Annotated in this window: 19 protein-coding genes; 12 read left to right on the top strand and 7 right to left on the bottom strand. The window is 67.6% G+C overall.

The window, feature by feature from the left end; genetic code table 11:
- The first annotated feature begins 331 nt into the window (after nt 1–331).
- Together AC13FN_RS17385 and AC13FN_RS17390 are read left to right on the top strand one after the other, a co-directional pair.
- Nucleotides 332–2,653 carry a DUF1631 domain-containing protein gene (locus tag AC13FN_RS17385; RefSeq protein ID WP_049453825.1) on the top strand — a complete coding sequence of 774 codons (2,322 nt, stop codon included), beginning with the start codon at nt 332–334 and terminating at the stop codon, nt 2,651–2,653.
- A 51-nt stretch (nt 2,654–2,704) separates the two neighbouring features.
- Nucleotides 2,705–3,784, top strand: coding sequence for an NAD(P) transhydrogenase subunit alpha (locus AC13FN_RS17390; protein WP_049436458.1), 1,080 nt, complete (start codon nt 2,705–2,707; stop codon nt 3,782–3,784).
- A gap of 102 nt (nt 3,785–3,886) precedes the next feature.
- On the opposite strand, the gene AC13FN_RS17395 is transcribed toward AC13FN_RS17390, so the two are convergent.
- Genes AC13FN_RS17395 through AC13FN_RS17405 form a run of 3 tightly spaced genes read right to left on the bottom strand, consistent with a single transcriptional unit; the run spans nt 3,887 to nt 5,259 of the window.
- A complete protein-coding gene (locus tag AC13FN_RS17395) occupies nt 3,887–4,348 on the bottom strand; it encodes a DUF3106 domain-containing protein (protein WP_482985114.1) in 462 nt (153 codons plus the stop codon).
- Nucleotides 4,349–4,351: 3 nt separating this feature from the next.
- Entirely contained in the window at nt 4,352–4,678 is a 327-nt protein-coding gene (locus AC13FN_RS17400) for a membrane protein (protein WP_049436456.1), read from the bottom strand.
- Nucleotides 4,675–5,259, bottom strand: coding sequence for an RNA polymerase sigma factor (locus tag AC13FN_RS17405; protein ID WP_482985115.1), 585 nt, complete (start codon nt 5,257–5,259; stop codon nt 4,675–4,677). The genes AC13FN_RS17400 and AC13FN_RS17405 overlap by 4 nt, the downstream gene beginning before the upstream one ends.
- A gap of 98 nt (nt 5,260–5,357) precedes the next feature.
- On the opposite strand from AC13FN_RS17405, the gene AC13FN_RS17410 reads away from it, so the two are divergent.
- Nucleotides 5,358–5,678, top strand: coding sequence for an NAD(P) transhydrogenase subunit alpha part 2 (locus AC13FN_RS17410; protein WP_005408173.1), 321 nt, complete (start codon nt 5,358–5,360; stop codon nt 5,676–5,678).
- Nucleotides 5,675–7,135, top strand: a complete 1,461-nt coding sequence (locus AC13FN_RS17415) for an NAD(P)(+) transhydrogenase (Re/Si-specific) subunit beta (protein WP_482985116.1) — start codon at nt 5,675–5,677, stop codon at nt 7,133–7,135. The genes AC13FN_RS17410 and AC13FN_RS17415 overlap by 4 nt, the downstream gene beginning before the upstream one ends.
- A gap of 98 nt (nt 7,136–7,233) precedes the next feature.
- On the opposite strand, the gene AC13FN_RS17420 is transcribed toward AC13FN_RS17415, so the two are convergent.
- Nucleotides 7,234–7,653, bottom strand: a complete 420-nt coding sequence (locus tag AC13FN_RS17420) for a hypothetical protein (RefSeq protein ID WP_482985117.1) — start codon at nt 7,651–7,653, stop codon at nt 7,234–7,236.
- Nucleotides 7,654–7,775: 122 nt separating this feature from the next.
- Here AC13FN_RS17420 and sufT point away from each other — a divergent pair, with 122 nt between their 5' ends.
- The 6 genes from sufT to AC13FN_RS17450 all read left to right on the top strand — a co-directional run bounded on the left by sufT (nt 7,776) and on the right by AC13FN_RS17450 (nt 13,773).
- Nucleotides 7,776–8,327: a putative Fe-S cluster assembly protein SufT gene (gene sufT, locus AC13FN_RS17425; RefSeq protein ID WP_005415385.1), complete on the top strand. Its 552-nt coding sequence runs from the start codon at nt 7,776–7,778 to the stop codon at nt 8,325–8,327.
- Nucleotides 8,328–8,386: 59 nt separating this feature from the next.
- Complete coding sequence (locus AC13FN_RS17430) at nt 8,387–9,481, top strand: branched-chain amino acid aminotransferase (protein WP_010481775.1); 1,095 nt, start codon at nt 8,387–8,389, stop codon at nt 9,479–9,481.
- A gap of 174 nt (nt 9,482–9,655) precedes the next feature.
- A complete protein-coding gene (locus AC13FN_RS17435; protein WP_248854347.1) occupies nt 9,656–10,312 on the top strand; it encodes a hypothetical protein in 657 nt (218 codons plus the stop codon).
- A complete protein-coding gene (locus AC13FN_RS17440; RefSeq protein WP_010481771.1) occupies nt 10,309–10,644 on the top strand; it encodes a transcriptional regulator in 336 nt (111 codons plus the stop codon). Before AC13FN_RS17435 ends, AC13FN_RS17440 begins: the two co-directional genes overlap by 4 nt.
- A 1-nt stretch (nt 10,645) precedes the next feature.
- Nucleotides 10,646–11,668 carry a M23 family metallopeptidase gene (locus AC13FN_RS17445; RefSeq protein ID WP_482985118.1) on the top strand — a complete coding sequence of 341 codons (1,023 nt, stop codon included), beginning with the start codon at nt 10,646–10,648 and terminating at the stop codon, nt 11,666–11,668.
- 365 nt (nt 11,669–12,033) lie between these two features.
- On the top strand, nt 12,034–13,773 hold the full coding sequence (locus AC13FN_RS17450) for a S8 family peptidase (protein WP_049435188.1): 1,740 nt from the start codon (nt 12,034–12,036) through the stop codon (nt 13,771–13,773).
- 100 nt (nt 13,774–13,873) lie between these two features.
- Here AC13FN_RS17450 and AC13FN_RS17455 read toward each other — a convergent pair whose 3' ends face one another.
- From AC13FN_RS17455 to wrbA, 3 genes are all read right to left on the bottom strand, one after another.
- Nucleotides 13,874–14,359, bottom strand: a complete 486-nt coding sequence (locus AC13FN_RS17455) for an asparaginase domain-containing protein (protein ID WP_040009892.1) — start codon at nt 14,357–14,359, stop codon at nt 13,874–13,876.
- A 79-nt stretch (nt 14,360–14,438) separates the two neighbouring features.
- On the bottom strand, nt 14,439–14,774 hold the full coding sequence (locus AC13FN_RS17460) for a DUF2069 domain-containing protein (protein WP_329924205.1): 336 nt from the start codon (nt 14,772–14,774) through the stop codon (nt 14,439–14,441).
- Nucleotides 14,771–15,364 carry an NAD(P)H:quinone oxidoreductase gene (gene wrbA / locus AC13FN_RS17465; protein ID WP_482985119.1) on the bottom strand — a complete coding sequence of 198 codons (594 nt, stop codon included), beginning with the start codon at nt 15,362–15,364 and terminating at the stop codon, nt 14,771–14,773. The genes AC13FN_RS17460 and wrbA overlap by 4 nt, the downstream gene beginning before the upstream one ends.
- A 77-nt stretch (nt 15,365–15,441) precedes the next feature.
- Between wrbA and AC13FN_RS17470 the strand changes: the two genes are divergently transcribed.
- Both AC13FN_RS17470 and AC13FN_RS17475 read left to right on the top strand, forming a co-directional pair.
- A complete protein-coding gene (locus tag AC13FN_RS17470; RefSeq protein ID WP_032130426.1) occupies nt 15,442–16,716 on the top strand; it encodes a YihY family inner membrane protein in 1,275 nt (424 codons plus the stop codon).
- Nucleotides 16,713–17,282 carry a TlpA family protein disulfide reductase gene (locus tag AC13FN_RS17475; RefSeq protein ID WP_054171071.1) on the top strand — a complete coding sequence of 190 codons (570 nt, stop codon included), beginning with the start codon at nt 16,713–16,715 and terminating at the stop codon, nt 17,280–17,282. The genes AC13FN_RS17470 and AC13FN_RS17475 overlap by 4 nt, the downstream gene beginning before the upstream one ends.
- Nucleotides 17,283–17,447 lie beyond the last annotated feature (165 nt).

Consider the following 17,447-nt stretch of genomic DNA (forward strand, 5'->3'; position numbering starts at 1 on the left):
GGAGTCTGAACCGGTCATCACGGGTGTTTGATTATAGTCGGGGTGGTCAATGACGCCGTCTGTGTCGCGTCTCGCCCCTGAATATCAAACTGTGATGAACATCATGCCACTGGCGGGAAAGGGACGACCGCTTCCTCTCGCCTCGTGGGCCTCGCACGGCTTACGATATCTATCTTGCCGGGCCGCCGGTCATGAGGTTTGAAGTGAGGACTGTTTCACTGTCCGTGACGGGCTGGCCGGCCTACCATCGACGTACCGGCACATGGGGTGTGCCGGTCGTCGCGATGTCCATGCTGTCTGTCGTATCAGAGAAGGTGGGGAGCCTTCCCGAATGATGAGCGCGCCCACACCGATGGGATCGCCGGGCCGTGACCCGGTCCAGCTTCAGCGTGCCCGGGACATGGTCCTGCCGGCGCTGTGCCAGGCTTTCGGGGCCGCACTGGCGCGTTTCGACGATGCACTGTTCGACCGGGCCGGCAATGCAGGCTCGTCGCAGCTGCTGTTCCTGGATGCGATGCGCGAGCTGCGCCGCCGCCGTGAGGACATCGCCGCCGCCTTTGCCGGCCACCTGCAGCGGGCCTGGGATGCACTGGCCAGTGGCGAGCCGCTGTCGGCCGAAGCCACCCTGTCCGGACCGGCCGAGGATGGCCTGAGCCTGCTGGCTGAACATGTACTGGAGTCGCGGCTGGCGGTGCGCAATTTCGCCACCGTGCTGCTGCGCGACTTCAAGCCGGTGCTGGCGCGGCTGGACCGGCGCCTGGGCCGCTTGATCGGCGGCGCCGAGCTGGATGCGGATCACAACCCGGTCAGCCCCGAGCACCTGGGCGTGGCCATCCATGAGGCCTTTGCCGGCTGCGAGCTGGCGCCGGAAGTGCACCTGGTGCTGATCAAACTGTGCGAACGCGACCTGCGCGCGCCGGTGGGCCGCATCTACGAGAAGCTGGACGAGCAGCTTGCCGCCGCTGGCGTGATGTCGCAGATGGGGGCGCCGCGGCGTCCGCTGTCGGCCGCGCCCGACCCGCGCATGGCGCCGGGGGCGGACGATCTGGTCGAGCCGCGCCACGCGGCGGGCTTCGAATCCGAATTCAGCGATGATGAACAGGCCGCGCCGGCCTGGGCGCAGCGGTTCGCCGCGCGCTGGTCCGAGCGCCGTGGCCACATGCAGCAGCACCTCGGGGGCGAGGATGCCGGCAGCGGCGAGGCGTATGCCGGCCAGCAGGGCATGTTGCTGGAGGCCCTGCATGAGCTGCTGCAGCAGACCCGCCACGTTCGCGAGGACGCCACCTCGGCCGCGCAGGTCGCGGTCGGCCAGCACCGCCCGTTGAGCCAGCGCGAGATGATGTCGGTGCTGTCACTGCTGCAGGCCACGCCCAGCGCCACCCTGCGTGCGGCCATCGGCGAGGACGGCGAATCGCTGGCGCAGCGATTGAAGAGTGAAGTGCTGTCCAGCGCCACCCGTCTCGGCGTCGATCCCGGCCAGACCCGGCTGGACCCGCAGGACGAGGACGCGATTGATCTGGTGGGCATGCTGTTCGACGTGATGCTGGACGAACGCGAGCTGGAAGGCCGCTCACGCGAGTTGATCGGCCGCCTGGTGGTGCCCTTCGTCAAGGTGGCGATGCTCGACCGCCGCATGTTCGTGCAGAAGACCCACCCGGCCCGCAAGCTGCTCAACTCGCTGGCCGAAGCCTGCGAGGGCAATACCGGCGAAAGCCAGGCCGAGCGCATGCTGATGGCCAAGGTCGAGGAGATCATCGAACGGCTGGTGGCCGAGTTCAACGAGAACCTGGCGATCTTCCTGACCCTGGAAGAAGAATTCCGCGAGTTCCTCGTCCAGCATCGCCGCCGCGTGGAAATCGCCGAGCGTCGCGCCGCCGAAACGCAGCGCGGCCAGGAAAAGCTGGAAATGGCCCGCAGCCGCGCCGGTGCCGAACTGGACCGCCGCATCGGCGATGCCACCCTGCCGCCGGCCATCGCCGAGTTCCTGCGCCAGCCGTGGCAGCACCACCTGACCCTGGCGCTGCTGCGCGAGGGCGAGGAGGGTGCGTCGGTGGCCGAGGCACTGAGCCTGGCTGACGGCCTGCTGGAGGAAGTGGCCGAGGCCCGCCGCCAGATCGTCGGCAAGCCGTGGCTGCAGGCCTGGCAGCCGGTGCTGGCCAAGGTATTTGCCAGTGTCGGCGTGCACGGCGATGCCGCCACCGGTGCCATCGACGCCTTGCATGACACCTTGCAGGGCATTGCCGAATCGCGCCCGGAACTGCAGCGCGCGTTGCCGGAACTGCCGCAGGTTGCCTTGCCGGCACCGCCGGTGGCTGAATCGCCCGCGGTCGAGCTGGGCGGGCAGATCGACGCCGACGATTTCGACAACGCCGATGCCGACCGCTTCCGCCGCATGGAAATCGGCAACTGGCTGGACTTTGTCGACAAGGACGGCAAGGTGCAGGCCGGCAAGCTGTCCTGGGTCAGCCCGATCTCCTCGCGCCTGCTGTTCGTCAACCGCCGCGGCGTGCGCTTCTGCGTGGCCTCTCCGGAGGAACTGGCGGTGATGGTGCGGCTGGGCCGGCTGCGCGCCCATGTGGATGACGGCGCCTTCGACAGCGCCATGCAGGGCGTGATCGATCGGCTGGACCCGGGCAGCGCCACCCTGCACTGAGCGGAGCCGCCTGCTAGGATCGGGAAAACTCACCGATCAGCGGGGACCTGCATGGCCGTGGCGTTGCTGGGGATCAAGGAGACCGCGCCGGGCGAACGGCGCGTGGCGTTGACGCCGGAAACCGCGCGCAAGCTCGGTGCCCTCGGCATTACCGTCTGGTACGAAGCGGGCGCCGGCTTGGCTGCAGGCTTCACCGATGCGGCCTATGACGATGCCGGTGCACGTGTGTTCGACGCGGGTCGTTGGGGAGAGATCGATATCCTGCTGTGCGTGCAGGCGCCGCCGGCGTTGGTCCTGGAGCAGCTCAAGCCCGCTGCCAGCGTGGTCGGCCTGCTGGCCCCGGCCAGTGATCCGGCGCTTGCGGCATTGGCCGCTGGCGACCGCCTGCAGCTGTTCCCGCTGCAGCAGCTGCCGCGCACTACCCGCGCGCAGGCGATGGACGTGCTCAGTTCGCAGGCGGGCATGGCCGGCTACAAGGCGGCGCTGATCGCGGCCGAGCGTGCGCCACGCTTCTTTCCGATGCTGACCACCGCCGCCGGTACCGTGCGTCCGGCCAAGGTGCTGGTGATCGGTGCCGGTGTGGCGGGCCTGCAGGCCATCGCCACCGCGCGCCGGTTGGGTGCACAGGTGGAAGGCTTCGACGTGCGCCCGGAAACCCGCGAGCAGATCCAGTCGCTGGGCGCGCGCTTTCTCGACCTCGGGGTGAGCGCGGCGGGCGAGGGCGGTTACGCGCGCGCGTTGACCGATGAAGAGCGTGCCGAGCAGCAGCGCCGCCTGGCCGACCACCTGCGTGGTGTGGATGTGGTGATCTGCACCGCTGCGGTACCGGGGCGACCGGCGCCGACGATCGTGACTGCCGCAATGGTGGAAGGCATGGCCACCGGCAGCGTGATCGTGGACCTGGCGGCGGAGGGCGGCGGCAACTGCGCACTGACCCAGCCAGGGCAGTGCATCGAACACCAGGGCGTGACTATCGATGGCCCGCTGGGCCTGGCCAGCCGCGGTGCAACACAGGCCAGCGAGATGTATGCGCGCAACCTGCTCAACTTCGTCGCGCTGTTCGTGCGCGAAGGCCAGCTCGGTTTCGACTGGGACGACGAGCTGCTGGCGAAGACGCGCTGGCAGGCGTGAACCTGATATGCCTCCTGTAGAGCCGAGCCCATGCTCGGCTTGCGCAGGCGCGATAAAGCAGCCGAGCGTGGGCTCGGCTCTACAAAGGGTTGAACGCTGCCTTTACCGCGGCTTCGCCGGCGGCGGGTTCTCGCGCACCCAGTCCTTGCGTTGTTCCGGCGTCATCTGCGACCAGCGCTCGCGCAGTGCGTCGCGCTGCGCGGGCGGCAGATCCCGCATCTGGCCGAACAGGGCCCGGGCCTGCTCACGCTGTTCCGGGCTCATGTGCTCGAAGCGGCGCAGGCCACGTCGGGCCTTGTCGCGTTCCTCAGGGCTCATCGACTGCCAGCGCCGGCCATGCGAGAGCATGCGCTGGCGCTGGCCGGCATCGGCGCTGTTCCAGCGGTCGCGCAGCGGTGCCAGCAGGGATTCCCGCTGTGCTTCACTCAACTGTTCCCAGGCCGGCAGCGGCGCGGCCGGCGCGGGGCGTGCGGCAGGGGAGGGCGCGGCGCTCTGCGCCAGTGCCGGGAGGGCCGGCAGCAGCGACAGGGTCAGCAGCAGCGACAGGTGATTGAATCGGGGCATGGTTCACTCCATCGCCAGGTCGGTATCGCCCAGCCACAGGTACAGGTCGGGATTTTCGTCGTAGAGCGCGCTGTTGTCTTCCACCGAGGCAAGCACAGGTGCCGGCGCAGGGCCCGTCAGCGTGCCATGGCCGCTGAACTGCAGGCCGATACCCAGTGCCACCACCAGCGAACAGGCACTGGCCAGCCACCAGCGCCAGCGCCCGCGATGGGTGGCCGTGGCGCCGTGGCGAGCCTGGCGCAGCCGGGCCAGCGTTGCCGGCGACAGCGCGTGCAGCGACTGTGCGTGCAGGCTGCGCAGGGTGTCATCGGAAGGCAGGGAGCGGTTCACGGGTGGATCTCCAGGTAATCCTGCAGCGCCTGGCGGGCGCGTGCCAGATGGGTTTTTACCGCGCCTTCGCCGCAGCCCATGGCGCGGGCGGTGGTGGCCCCGTCCAGGTCCTGCAGCACGCGCAGGGTGAAGGCTTCGCGCTGGCGGGCGGGCAGGCGGCGCAACGCGTCCACCAGCTGCTGGTACTGCTGGCGCTGTTCATGCGCCTGTGCCGGGTCCGGGCCGGGATCGGCCCAATCGATCTCGCCGCCTTCCGCGTCCTGGTTGTCGCGCCAGAACGGCAGGCGGAAGCGGCGCCGGCGCTGCACGTCGATCACGCGCCGGCGCAGGATGCTCCAGAACAGCGGCGCCCATTCGGCCGCCGGCTTGTCGGCGTAGTCCAGCATGCGCAGCAGCGCGTCCTGCACCGCGTCCATGGCGTCTTCGCGCTGGCGCAGGCCAGCCTCGGCGAAGCGGAACGCACGCGGGCCAACGCTGGCCAGGAACGCTTCCAGCGACGCCGGCAGGGCATCGGTCTCGGCGCTCGGGGGAACGGGGCTGCTCACCAGCACAGGGTACGGTTCCTCGCTCGGGGTCACCATCGACAACGCGTGAGCGCGGGTTCGGTTGACGCCGGGCGCGCACCGGGTTCAGCCCGTGGTTATGATGGGACGACGAAGACAGAGCAGGAGCGTTGCCAGTGAGTGACGGGTTCGTAGCGCTGTACATCTTCATGCTGGCAGCCATCGCCGGCCACGTGATCATTTCGCGGGTGCCGGTGATCCTGCATACCCCGCTGATGTCGGGCTCCAACTTCATCCACGGCATCGTGCTGATCGGTGCGATGGTGGTGCTGGGGCATGCGCAGACACCGCTGGAGAAAGCCCTGGGCTTCCTCGCCGTGGTGCTCGGTGCCGGCAACGCCGCCGGTGGCTACGTGGTCACCGCGCGCATGCTGGAAATGTTCAAGCCGAGCGCGCCCAAGGGCGGCAAGGACGAGCCGAAGGAGCCGCAGGCTTGAACATCAGCACCGTCGAACTGCTCGATTGGCTGGTCAAGGCCAGCTACCTCGTCGCCGCCACGTTGTTCCTACTCGGCCTGCAGCGCATGGCCTCGCCGCTGACCGCGCGCAGCGGCATCCGCTGGGCCGGGCTGGGCATGCTGCTGGCTACGGCGGCAACCTTCTTCCTGCCCGAACTGCACAACGTGCCGCTGATCCTGGTGGCGCTGCTGCTTGGCGCGGGTTTGGCCTGGTGGTCGGCCGGCAAGGTCGCCATCACCGACATGCCGCAGATGGTGGCGCTGTACAACGGCATGGGCGGTGGCTCGGCGGCGGCGATCGGTGCGGTGGAACTGCTGCGCTATGCGTTCCTGGCCAACCGCGATACCAGCCACTGGAGCGCGCAGGCGCTGGCCGACCTGGCCGCGCGCCAGCCCTCGGGCACGGTGCTGCTGCTGGCGGTGGTCGGCGCGGCCATCGGTGCGGTGTCGTTGTCCGGCTCGGTGATCGCCTGGGCCAAGCTGGATGGACGCCTGGACAAGCGCGTGACCTGGCCCGGCCAGCAGGTGATGAACCTGCTGGTGGCGCTGGCGGTGGTGGTGCTGGCGATCATCGCGGCCAGCACGCTCAGTACCTGGTCCATCGTCGCCTTCTTCGTGCTGGCACTGGCGCTGGGCGTGCTGATGACGCTGCCGATCGGTGGCGCCGACATGCCGGTGGTGATCTCGCTGTACAACGCCTTCACCGGCTTGGCGGTGTCGTTCGAAGGCTACGTGCTGGGCAATGAGGCATTGATCATCGCCGGCATGATGGTTGGCGCGGCGGGCATCCTGCTGACCCGGCTGATGGCCAAGGCGATGAACCGGCCGATCCGCAACGTGTTGTTCTCCAACTTCGGCGGCGGTGCCGGCGGGGAAGCGCAGGCGATCTCGGGTGCGCAGAAGCCGATTGAAGCATCGGACGTCGCGGCGATGATGGCCTACGCCGAGCGCGTGGTGATCGTGCCCGGCTACGGCATGGCCGTGGCGCAGGCGCAGCACAAGATCTGGGAACTGGCGCAGCGGCTTGGCCAGCGTGGGGTCAAGGTGAAGTTCGCGATCCATCCGGTGGCGGGGCGCATGCCCGGGCACATGAACGTACTGCTGGCCGAAGCGGGCGTGCCGTACGACCTGATAGCCGACATGGACGACATCAACCCGGAGTTCGCCAACACCGACGTGGTGCTGGTGATCGGTGCCAACGACGTGGTCAATCCGGTGGCACGCACCGACCCGGCCAGCCCGATCTACGGCATGCCCGTGCTGGACGTGGTCAGCGCGCGCAACGTGGTGGTGATCAAGCGCGGCAAGGGCACCGGCTTCGCCGGCATCGAGAATGCGCTGTTCTACGCCGACAACACCCGCATGCTGTACGGCGACGGTGCGGAAGCGGCAGCCTCGCTGGTGAGCGAACTGAAGGCGCTCGACGGCGGGCATTGAGATCCGGCTGCATCCGGTAGGTGCGGACCTTGGTCCGCACGCTTCTGCCGGCCAGCGGCCGGCACTACCGCCATCCACGCGTGGCGTGAGTCTCGCGGTCAGCGCGCCAGCCAGGCGCCCACGGCCACGCCCAGGGCCAGCCACAGCCACTCGATCGCGCCATTGGCGAGGGTGATCAGGGTCCAGGCCAGGTGCGGGCCCATCCGCATCGTGGCGTCCCACAGATCCAGCCCGATCGAGCCGCCCATCCAGGCGCTGGCGATGGCCCAGTTGGCCACGGCGGCCACCAGCAGGGTGCCCAGCACGACCAGCGCGATGCGCAACCGGCCCGGGCCCAGCGTACCCATGCGCAGCATGAACACCAGTTCCAGGGCGGTCAGTACCGCCATCCAGCCGACCTGCCGGCCGGTCATCAGCGCCAGCACCATCCAGGCAAGGGGAGCAACAACCAGACCCAGCAACAGCATGATGGGCCAGAGCCAGGTCACGGTCCTGGCACGCGCGGCATTGGAGGACATCGAAGCTCCCTGAAGATCACCCACAGGATACTGTGGTTTGCCGCAGTGCACCGGCGGCCGCAGGGCGGCTGGGCTAGAATGCCGTCTTGCGTGGCCCCGGCCACGGCCCCATATCGGTCCCCATGTATTCCCGTAGCAGCGAACCTGTCCACTTCGAACGCGATTGCGAGGCCGTGATGGTCCCGCAGGGCGACACCGTGACCCTGCCTGCCGGCAGCTATGGGTACATCACCCAGGCGCTGGGCGGCAGTTATTCGGTGTTTGTCGAGGGCAACCTGTTCCGCATCGCCGGCAAGGACGGCGACGCCATCGGCAAGGAGGCGCCGGCACCGCTGGAACTGCCCGCCGATGCCACCGATGAACAGGTGGAACAGCTGGTATGGCAGCAGCTGCGCACCTGCTTCGACCCGGAAATTCCGGTGAACATCGTCGAACTGGGCCTGGTCTACGAGGTCGAAATCAAGCACCTGGACGAAGGCAAGCGGGAGATCGACGTGAAGATGACCCTGACCGCACCGGGCTGCGGCATGGGCGAGATCCTGGTCGACGACGTGCGCAGCAAGCTCGAAATGATCCCGACGGTGGCCGAGGCCGACGTCGACCTGGTGTTCGACCCGCCGTGGAACCAGCACATGATGTCCGAGGCGGCCCGGCTCGAGACCGGCATGCTTTGACCCACGGCCCGCAGTGACGCGGGCCCGGCATTACCCGCAACCAGAACAGGAAATCTCCGGTGTCCCAGTCCATTCCCAGCTTCGCCGTCACCCGTTCGGACCACCCGCGCAGCGCTGAAGAGCGCGCCCAGATCCTGGAGAAGCCGGGCTTCGGCCTGCACTTCACCGACCACATGGTGGAAGTGCGCTGGGACAAGGACACCGGCTGGCACAACGCCAACGTGCGCGCCTACGGCCCGCTGCAGCTGGACCCGGCTGCAGCCGTGCTGCATTACGGCCAGGAAATCTTCGAAGGCATCAAGGCCTACCGCCATGCCGACGGTTCGATCTGGACCTTCCGCCCGGATGCCAACGGCCGTCGCCTGCAGCGTTCGGCGCAGCGCCTGGCGCTGCCGGAACTGCCGGTGGAGATTTTCGTCGAATCGCTGAAGCAGCTGATCGCCGTCGACAGCGCCTGGGTGCCGTCGGCCGATGAGTCGAGCCTGTACTTCCGCCCGTTCATGATCGGCGACGAAGCCTTCCTCGGCGTGCGTGGCGCGCACAAGGCCGGTTACTACGTCATCGCCAGCCCGGCCGGCCCGTACTTCGCCAAGGGCGTCGCACCGGTGTCGATCTGGCTGTCCACCGAATACGCGCGTGCAGCCAAGGGCGGCACCGGCGCCGCCAAGTGCGGCGGCAACTACGCGGCTTCGCTGCTGCCGCAGCAGAAGGCGCAGGCACAGGGCTGCTCGCAGGTGCTGTTCCTCGACCCGGTCGAAGGCAAGTACCTGGAAGAACTGGGCGGCATGAACGTGTTCCTGGTCTACAAGGACGGCACGTTGGTCACCCCGCAGCTCTCGGGCAGCATCCTTGAGGGCATTACCCGCGAGAGCATCCTGCAGCTGGCCCGCGACCGCGGCATGAAGGTCGAAGAGCGCAAGGTCAGCATCGACGAGTGGAAGGACGGCGTTGCCTCCGGCGAGATCGCCGAAGTGTTCGCCTGCGGCACCGCGGCGGTGGTCACCCCGATCGGCCAGCTGAAGGGCGAGGGCTTCTCGGTGGGGGACATCAACGCCCCGGCCGGCGAAGTGACCATGTCGCTGCGCAAGGAACTGACCGACATCCAGTACGGCCGCCTGCCGGACCGCCACAACTGGCTGGTCAAGCTGGGCTGATCGCCCACGCCGAACCGTAGCGTCGAGCCATGCTCGACTGCGCCTCTGGAAAGCCCGTCCCAGTGACGGGCTTTCTGCGTTGTGGGCCCGCCCGCCAGACCGCAGCAGGCGATTGCTTGACGCAAATAGGTTTGCAGTGCAAACTAAATTCAAGCGACCCCGATGGAGCGTGTCATGCAGCAGCCGTCCGTCATTGATCCTTCCTCGCGCCTGCAGGCGCTGACCCGTGAATACTCGCGGTATTCGCGAAGTGCCGGGGGCCTGTCGGCGATGGCAGGCGGCATCGCCTGCCTGGCCTCGTTTCTTGCCGGCGCTCTGTTGCCGACCACCCTGGCGCTGCGCATCGTGCTGATTGCCGTGCCGGTGCTGTGGATCGTCGGCAAGCAATGGCTGGCACGCCGCTACTACCAGCGGCTGGGCCAGGTCGAAGAGCAGGTCACGCCGGTCGAACGCAATTTCCAGCGCTTCTTCATCGCCTTCACCGCGCTGGTAAGCGTGCTTGTGATCGGCAGCGTGCTGACCCGGCTGGTACCGATGGGCGAACGCGCCTGGGACCTGCGCGCCATTGGCTACCTGGTCGTGGTGGCCCTGTTGCCCTGGGTGGTGTGGCGCTGGCTGCGTACGCCGCTGGAGTTCATCGTGGGCGTGTTCCTGCTGTGCCAGGCCGCGCTGGCCTTCACCGGGCAGGCGTACGGCTTCGGCCCGAGCACCGCGGTGTTCCCCTTGGCATCCATCGCACTGATCGTGGTCGGCTGGCGTGACCACCAGCGCTTCCAGCGGCTGCAGGTGGAGATGCGCGCGTTCATGGCGGCGCGGACGAACGTCGAATGACCCAGCTGCCTGATTCCAGAGCGCTGCTCCAGCTCGACCGCTTGATCCACGAGCCGGCGCGCCTGCTGATCCTGTCGATCCTGGCAGGTGCCGAATCCGCCGAGTTCGGATTTGTCGAGCATCTCAGCGGGTTGAGCAAGGGCAACCTCTCCAGCCATCTGAGCAAGCTTGAAGCGGCAGGTCTGGTCGCCATCGACAAGTCGTTCCGCGGCAAGCGCCCACTGACCACTTTGCAGTTGACGCCGAGGGGCCGCACTGCCCTGGCCGAGTACCGCACGCAGCTGGCGGCCATCGTTGCCGGCCTTCCCGATCCGGATCGAAAGGACCCCTGACATGACATTGCTTCCGCGCCTGTTTGCAGTTCTGGTTGTTTCCTTCTCTGCTCTCCCCAGTGCGGCTGAGGCCACAGATCCGCGCCAACAAGGTGCCATGCTGACCGCGCAGTTCTACGAAGGGCACGTCGACGCACTGTGGGAACGGATGACGCCCCAGATGCAGGCGGGGCTGCAGTCCCCGCAGAGCCTGGTGGCGCTGCGCGAGCAGGTGCTGGCGGGCTGGGGCGCAGAAACCGAGCTGGTCAGTGAGAAGGTCGAGAAGGTTGATGGATTCGACACCTATCTGCGACAGGCGCGCTTCGCCAGGAGCCCGGCCATCATCCAGGTGCTGTGGGCCATCGATGCCGAAGGGCGGATCGGCGGCTTCTACATCCGCCCGCTACAGACCGCACCGCCGCAGGCAGCGGCGAGCGGGTTCCTCGACTACCAGACCCGCACACGGCTGCAACTGCCGTTCGACGATGAGTACTTTGTGTTCTGGGGCGGGCGTACTGTCGAACAGAACTACCATGCGGCCCATGCCGGCCAGCGCTTCGCGCTGGATCTGCTGGTGCTCCGCGATGGCCGCTCGCACCGTGGCGATGGGCTGCGCAACGATGACTACTACTGCTTCGGTCGCCCGATCCTCGCGCCAGCCGATGGCACGGTGGTGGAGGTGGTCGAGGGTGTGGCCGACAACGTGCCGGGCCAGATGAATGCCGCCCAGCTCACCGGTAACCGCGTCATCCTCGACCACGGCAATGAGGAGTACTCGGTGCTGGCGCACCTGCGCCAGGGCAGTGTGCGCGTTGCGCAGGGACAGGTTGTCCGCAGCGGCGCGCACCTCGGTGACTGTGGCAACAGCGGCAACTCCTCCGAGCCGCACCTGCACTACCAGCTGCAGGCCGGGCCCGTGTTCGGTGTCGGCGAAGCGTTGCCGGCACAGTTCTCCGGTTACGTGGCCGATGGCCAGCCGATTGCACGCGGCGAGCCGGTCAAAGGGCAGCGCATCCGGCCGGCGCGCGTTCCGCAGGCAAAGTAGTCAGCGCGTCCGACGCGGCGGGCAGGCGCTCTGCGGTCGTTGGTGACAGCAGTGGACGCCGATGTCGGCAAAGTCATTGCAGGACATGTGATGACCCAGTCAGGTGCGTGCAGGGCACGAGAAAGTTCCTTCACCTTCACAAACCCTCGACCCGGGAAGTCTCAGAACGAACATTTCATCTTGCTGAAAAGACGCTGAAAATCTTGTGGTGTCCGGTTTTGGTCATTAGCGTCATCTGCACGGCGGATCGGAAGGGGGATCCGCTGGCTCGCCGGACTTCGAACCTCGCCAATGCAAGCCAGCCCAGGGTTCGGGCCGGTGCTTCTGCCGATTCCGGCATTCACACCACAAGAAAGGGAAATACGATGTCCCAGGTAACGCAACCGCGTGTGCGTCGAGTGTGGGTGGTCCTTGGTGCGTCCGTTCTGTCATCGCTGCTGCTGGCCACGCCTGCGCTGGCCGGTGATGTCCAGCTCAGCGGCCTGCAGTCCGCGCCGACCCACCAGCGCTTCATCGTGAAGTACCGCGACGGCAGCGCGCCGGTGGCCAACACCACCGCACTGGCCTCTTCACTGAAAAGTGCCGCCGCCGGCCTGGCCAGCAGCCAGGGCCGCGCGCTGGGCCTGCAGCAGGTCCGCAAGCTGGCCGTCGGCCCGACCCTGGTCAAGACCGATCGTCCGCTCGACCAGGCCGAATCCGAGCAGCTGATGCGCAAGCTGGCCGCCGACCCGAACGTGGAATACGTTGAAGTCGACCAGATCATGCGTGCCACGCTGACCCCGAACGACACCCGCTTCAGCGAGCAATGGGGCTTTGGCACCTCCAATGCCGGCATCAACATCCGGCCGGCCTGGGACAAGGCCACCGGCACCGGTGTGGTCGTGGCGGTGATCGACACCGGCATCACCAACCATGCCGACCTCAATGCCAACATCCTGCCGGGCTACGACTTCATCAGCGATGCGGCGATGGCGCGCGACGGCAACGGCCGCGACAACAACCCGAACGATGAGGGCGACTGGTACGGCGACAACGAGTGCCAGGCGGGCTACCCGGGTTCGAACTCCAGCTGGCACGGTACCCACGTCGCCGGTACGGTGGCGGCGGTGACCAACAACAGCACCGGCGTGGCAGGTACCGCATTCAACGCCAAGGTCGTGCCGGTGCGCGTACTCGGCAAGTGCGGCGGTTACACCTCTGACATCGCCGACGCGATTGTGTGGGCCTCCGGCGGCAGCGTCAGTGGCGTGCCGGCCAATGCCAATCCGGCCGAGGTCATCAACCTCTCGCTGGGCGGCGGTGGCAGCTGCTCGACCACCTACCAGAACGCGATCAATGGCGCTGTCGGCCGTGGCACCACCGTGGTGGTCGCCGCCGGCAACAGCAACACCAACGTGTCCTCGTCGGTGCCGGCCAACTGCCCGAACGTGATCGCAGTGGCGGCCACCACCTCGGCCGGTGCGCGTGCCAGCTTCTCCAACTATGGCAACGGCATCGATATCTCGGCACCGGGCCAGGGCATCCTGTCCACCCTCAACAGCGGCACCACCACCCCGGGCAGTGCCAGCTACGCTTCGTACAACGGCACCTCGATGGCGGCACCGCACGTGGCCGGCGTGGTCGCGCTGATGCAATCCGTAGCCCCGAGCCCGCTGAGCCCGGCGCAGGTGGAGAGCATCATCAAGAGCACCGCACGCCCGCTGCCGGGCGCCTGCTCGGGTGGCTGCGGCGCCGGCATCATCGACGCCGACGCGGCGGTCGCTGCAGCGATCAACGGTGGCGGCCCGAACCCGGGTGGCAACGTGCTGCAGAACAACGTGCCGGTGACCGGCCTGGGCGCCGCCACCGGTGCCGAGCTGAACTACACCGTTGCGGTTCCGGCCGGCAGCAGCCAGCTGCGCGTGGCGATCAGTGGCGGCAGCGGTGATGCCGACCTGTACGTGCGCCAGGGCAGTGCCCCGACCGATACCACCTACACCTGCCGTCCGTACCTGAGCGGCAACAGCGAGACCTGCACCATCAACAGCCCGGCCGCCGGCACCTGGTATGTGCGGGTGAAGGCGTACAGCACCTTCTCGGGCCTGACCCTCAGCGCCCAGTACTGAGCCCAAGTCCCTCTCCATGGGCACGCCCCGGCTTAGGCCGGGGCGTTTTTGCATGGGGCCGCGCGGTGGTGCGTGCCGACCTTGGTCGGCACGCCGTTCCTCAAACCGATTCGAAGCGGTTCGCCGCTACGTTCTTGCGCACGTGCTGCGGATCGAAGATCCGCCCGTTCATGGCGATGTACACGCCGGTCGGCAGCGACTGCACCGCACCGATCGCACAGCCGATGTTGAACTCCGCATCCGAACCGCGGAAACGCGCCGGGCTCAGCGCGCCGGTCATCACGATAGTCTTGTCCGGGATCGTCGCCAGCACCTTGCCGGTCTGCACCATCGAATCGGTGCCATGGGTCACCAGCACGTGCCGGGTCGGCTGCGCGGCGATGGTGGCGCGGATCAGTTCGCGGTCTTCATCGTTGATGTGCAGCGAATCCTTGCGCAGGATCGGAATCACGTTGAAGCGGAACGTCACGCCCAGCTCGCGCAGGATCATGCCGATCTGGGGGTCGCCGATCTGGTAGTCCGACTTGTCGTCGAAGTAGATCTTGTCGATCGTGCCACCGGTGGTGACGACCAGGAGCTCTTCCATCATGTGCATGCGCGAAACCAGGACAGGTACAGCGGCGCGGGGCCAGGAACACAGATGATACGGCCCGGCGGGCGCAGCGTCAGCGTCGCTTGCCGAAGCGGGCGCGCAGCCCTGGCAGGCTGGCGCTGAAGATCACCAGCAGGGCCAGCGCGATCTCGATCAGCGCCAGCCAGCGCGTCTCCGGATGGCTCCAGGCGCTCATCACGCCGTGGCTGAACCAGCCCAGCGCCAGCACCGAGGCCCAGAAACCCGCCTTGCGCCAGCCCAGGCGCAGTGTGATGGCCAGTGCCAGTGGCGGCGCGGTAAACACCAGCTGGGTGGCCAGCCAGTGCTTGTCATTGATGAACCAGCCGGCGAACAGCGCGGCCAGCCCCATCAGGGCCAGCAGCAGGACCGTGCGCGGCGCGGCGCTCATCGGGCCAGCCGCTGCGCGATGTCGGCCACCCGGTGGCCCAGCGCACGCGCCAGCACCGCCTCGTCGTCGGTCGGCTGCGGGTCGTCGGCGGCACCGGCGACGTGGCTGGCGCCATAGGGCGTGCCGCCACTGGTGGTGTGGCTCAGCGCCGGCTCGGTGAACGGGATGCCGACGATCACGCAGCCATGGTGCAGCAGTGGCACCTGCATCGACAGCAGAGTCGATTCCTGCCCGCCATGCATCGAGGCGGTGGAGGTGAACACGCCGGCCGGCTTGCCGGAGAGGGTGCCGTTGACCCATTCGGCGCCCAGCCCGTCGAGGAAGTGCTTCACCGGGGCCGCCATGTTGCCGAAGCGGGTGGGGCTGCCGAGCAGCAGGCCCTGGCATTCGACCAGGTCCTGCACGCTCGCGTAGGGGGCGCCATCGTCGGGTACCGGCGGCTGCGCGGTCTGGGTCACCGCAGCCACCGGCGGCACCGTGCGCAGGCGCGCGGTCATGCCCGGCACTTCGCCGATGCCCCGCGCGATCTGGCGCGCCAGCCGTGCCACCGAACCGCCCCGGCTGTAGTACAGCACCAGAATCTCGCCCATCGTGCCCGCTTCTCCTCGTCGTGTGGCCACCAGTATGGCTATCCTGCGAGCATTCCGCATCGGGTACCCTTTCGCCGATGGAACCTTTGGATACGCTCAACCTGTGGATGGAGCGCGCGCGGGATCGCGCACGGGCCATCAGTTTCGGCCGCTTCCTGTGGCATCGCTTCCTCGACGACCGCCTGTTCCAGGCAGCGGCGGCGCTGGCGTACACCACGGTGTTCGCGCTGGTGCCGCTGGCCATCGTGGTGTTCGGCGTGCTCTCGGCCTTCCCCGTCTTCGACCGCTGGAGCGACCAGCTCAGCGATTACGTCTTCTCCAACTTCGTGCCCAACGCCGCGCGTGCGGCGGAGGGCTACCTGCGGCAGTTCTCGGCCAGTGCCGGCCAGCTCACCGCCGCCGGCTTCATCGCGCTGGTGGTATCACTGCTGATCACCCTCAACAGCGTTGAAGAAACCTTCAACCAGATCTGGCGGGTCGGTTCGACCCGGCCCAAGCTGACCCGCTTCCTGGTCTACTGGACCGTGCTGACCCTGGGCGCGATGCTCGCTGCCGCTTCGCTGGCGGTGTCGGCGCGGGTGTTCGCGATGCCACTGTTCGGGACCCAGGAAGGTCGCTGGCTGGCCGAGTTCGCACTGCGGCTGGCGCCGATCCTGATCGAGTTCGTCTGCATCACGCTGATGTTCCGGGTGGTGCCGCACCACACCGTGAAATGGCGGCACGCGGTACCCGGCGCGATTCTCGCGGCGGTCATCCTGGAACTGGTGAAGTGGGGCATTGGCGCCTATCTGGGTAGTTTCCAGTCCTACCAGAAGCTCTACGGCACCGTCGCCTTCGTGCCGATCCTGCTGCTGTGGATCTACCTGTGCTGGGTGGCGGTGCTGCTGGGCGCGTCGCTGTCCTCGTCGATGGCCGCCTTCCGCTACCAGCCGGTGGAACTGCGCCTGCCGCAGGGCTACGAGTTCTATGGCCTGCTGCGCCTGCTCGGCCGCTTCCACCATGCACGTGCCAAGGGCAAGGGCCTGGCCGACGATGAAATCCTGCGTCTGGAGCCGATGCTGACCGATTCGCTGCTGCAGGACCTGGCCTGCAACCTGCAGGAAATCGGCCTGTTGCGCCGCGATGAACGCGGCGAATGGCTGCTCTCGCGCGACCTGGACCAGGTGAGCCTGGCCGATCTGTACGAATGCACCCAGCTGCGCATCCCGGTAGCCGAGCAGCATCTGCCATACCGCGACGACACACTGGGCCGTGCTGCGCTGGCGGCACTGGACGATCTGCGGCTGCCCCTGCGCGAACGCCTCAAGCGCAAGGTCAGCGATATCTACACCGATTCCGGAGACATGCCATGACCCGCAAGACCCCGTTGCTGCTCCCGCTGGCCCTGCTGCTGGCGCTGTCGGCCTGCAAGCCGGCCCAGGAGCCGACCCCCGCCAGCAGCCAGCCACCGGCACAGGCCCCGACGCCGACCGCACCGGCGCCGGTCGAAGAGACCCCGGCCGAACGCATCACCGCCGAGTTCCCGACGCTGAAGATGAAGGCAGTGGATGGCAGCGACTACGACCTGGCTGCGCATCGTGGCAAGTGGGTGGTGGTGAATTTCTGGGCGACCTGGTGTGCACCGTGCCGCAAGGAAATGCCGGAGCTTTCGGCGCTGCATGCGATGCGCAGCAACATCGAAGTGGTCGGCCTGGCCTATGAAGACATCGAGGTGCCGGAGATGCAGTCGTTCCTGACCAAGCATCCGGTGACCTATCCGATCGTGATCGTGGACCCGTTCGATCCGCCGGCGGATTTCGCCACGCCGCGCGGTCTGCCGTTGACGCATCTCATCGATCCGCAAGGCAAGCTGGCGCACAGCTTCCTCGGCCCGGTGACGGCCGCCGACATCGAAAAGCAGATCGCTGCTGCCAAGTAGGTTGGGTATCGGCAGGGCTGCGCCCTGCACCCGCCGAAACTTTCAAGCAACGGCAACAGCAACTGCCAAAGTGCGATTTCCGTGTTGTGGCGGGGCGGTGTCGGAGTGCGGGGACGCCGCAAGTACGTCCATGTAGGCTTGGCAGCCGCATCCATGCGGCTGACA

It is taken from the genome of Stenotrophomonas sp. 115C5, assembly GCF_056861055.1.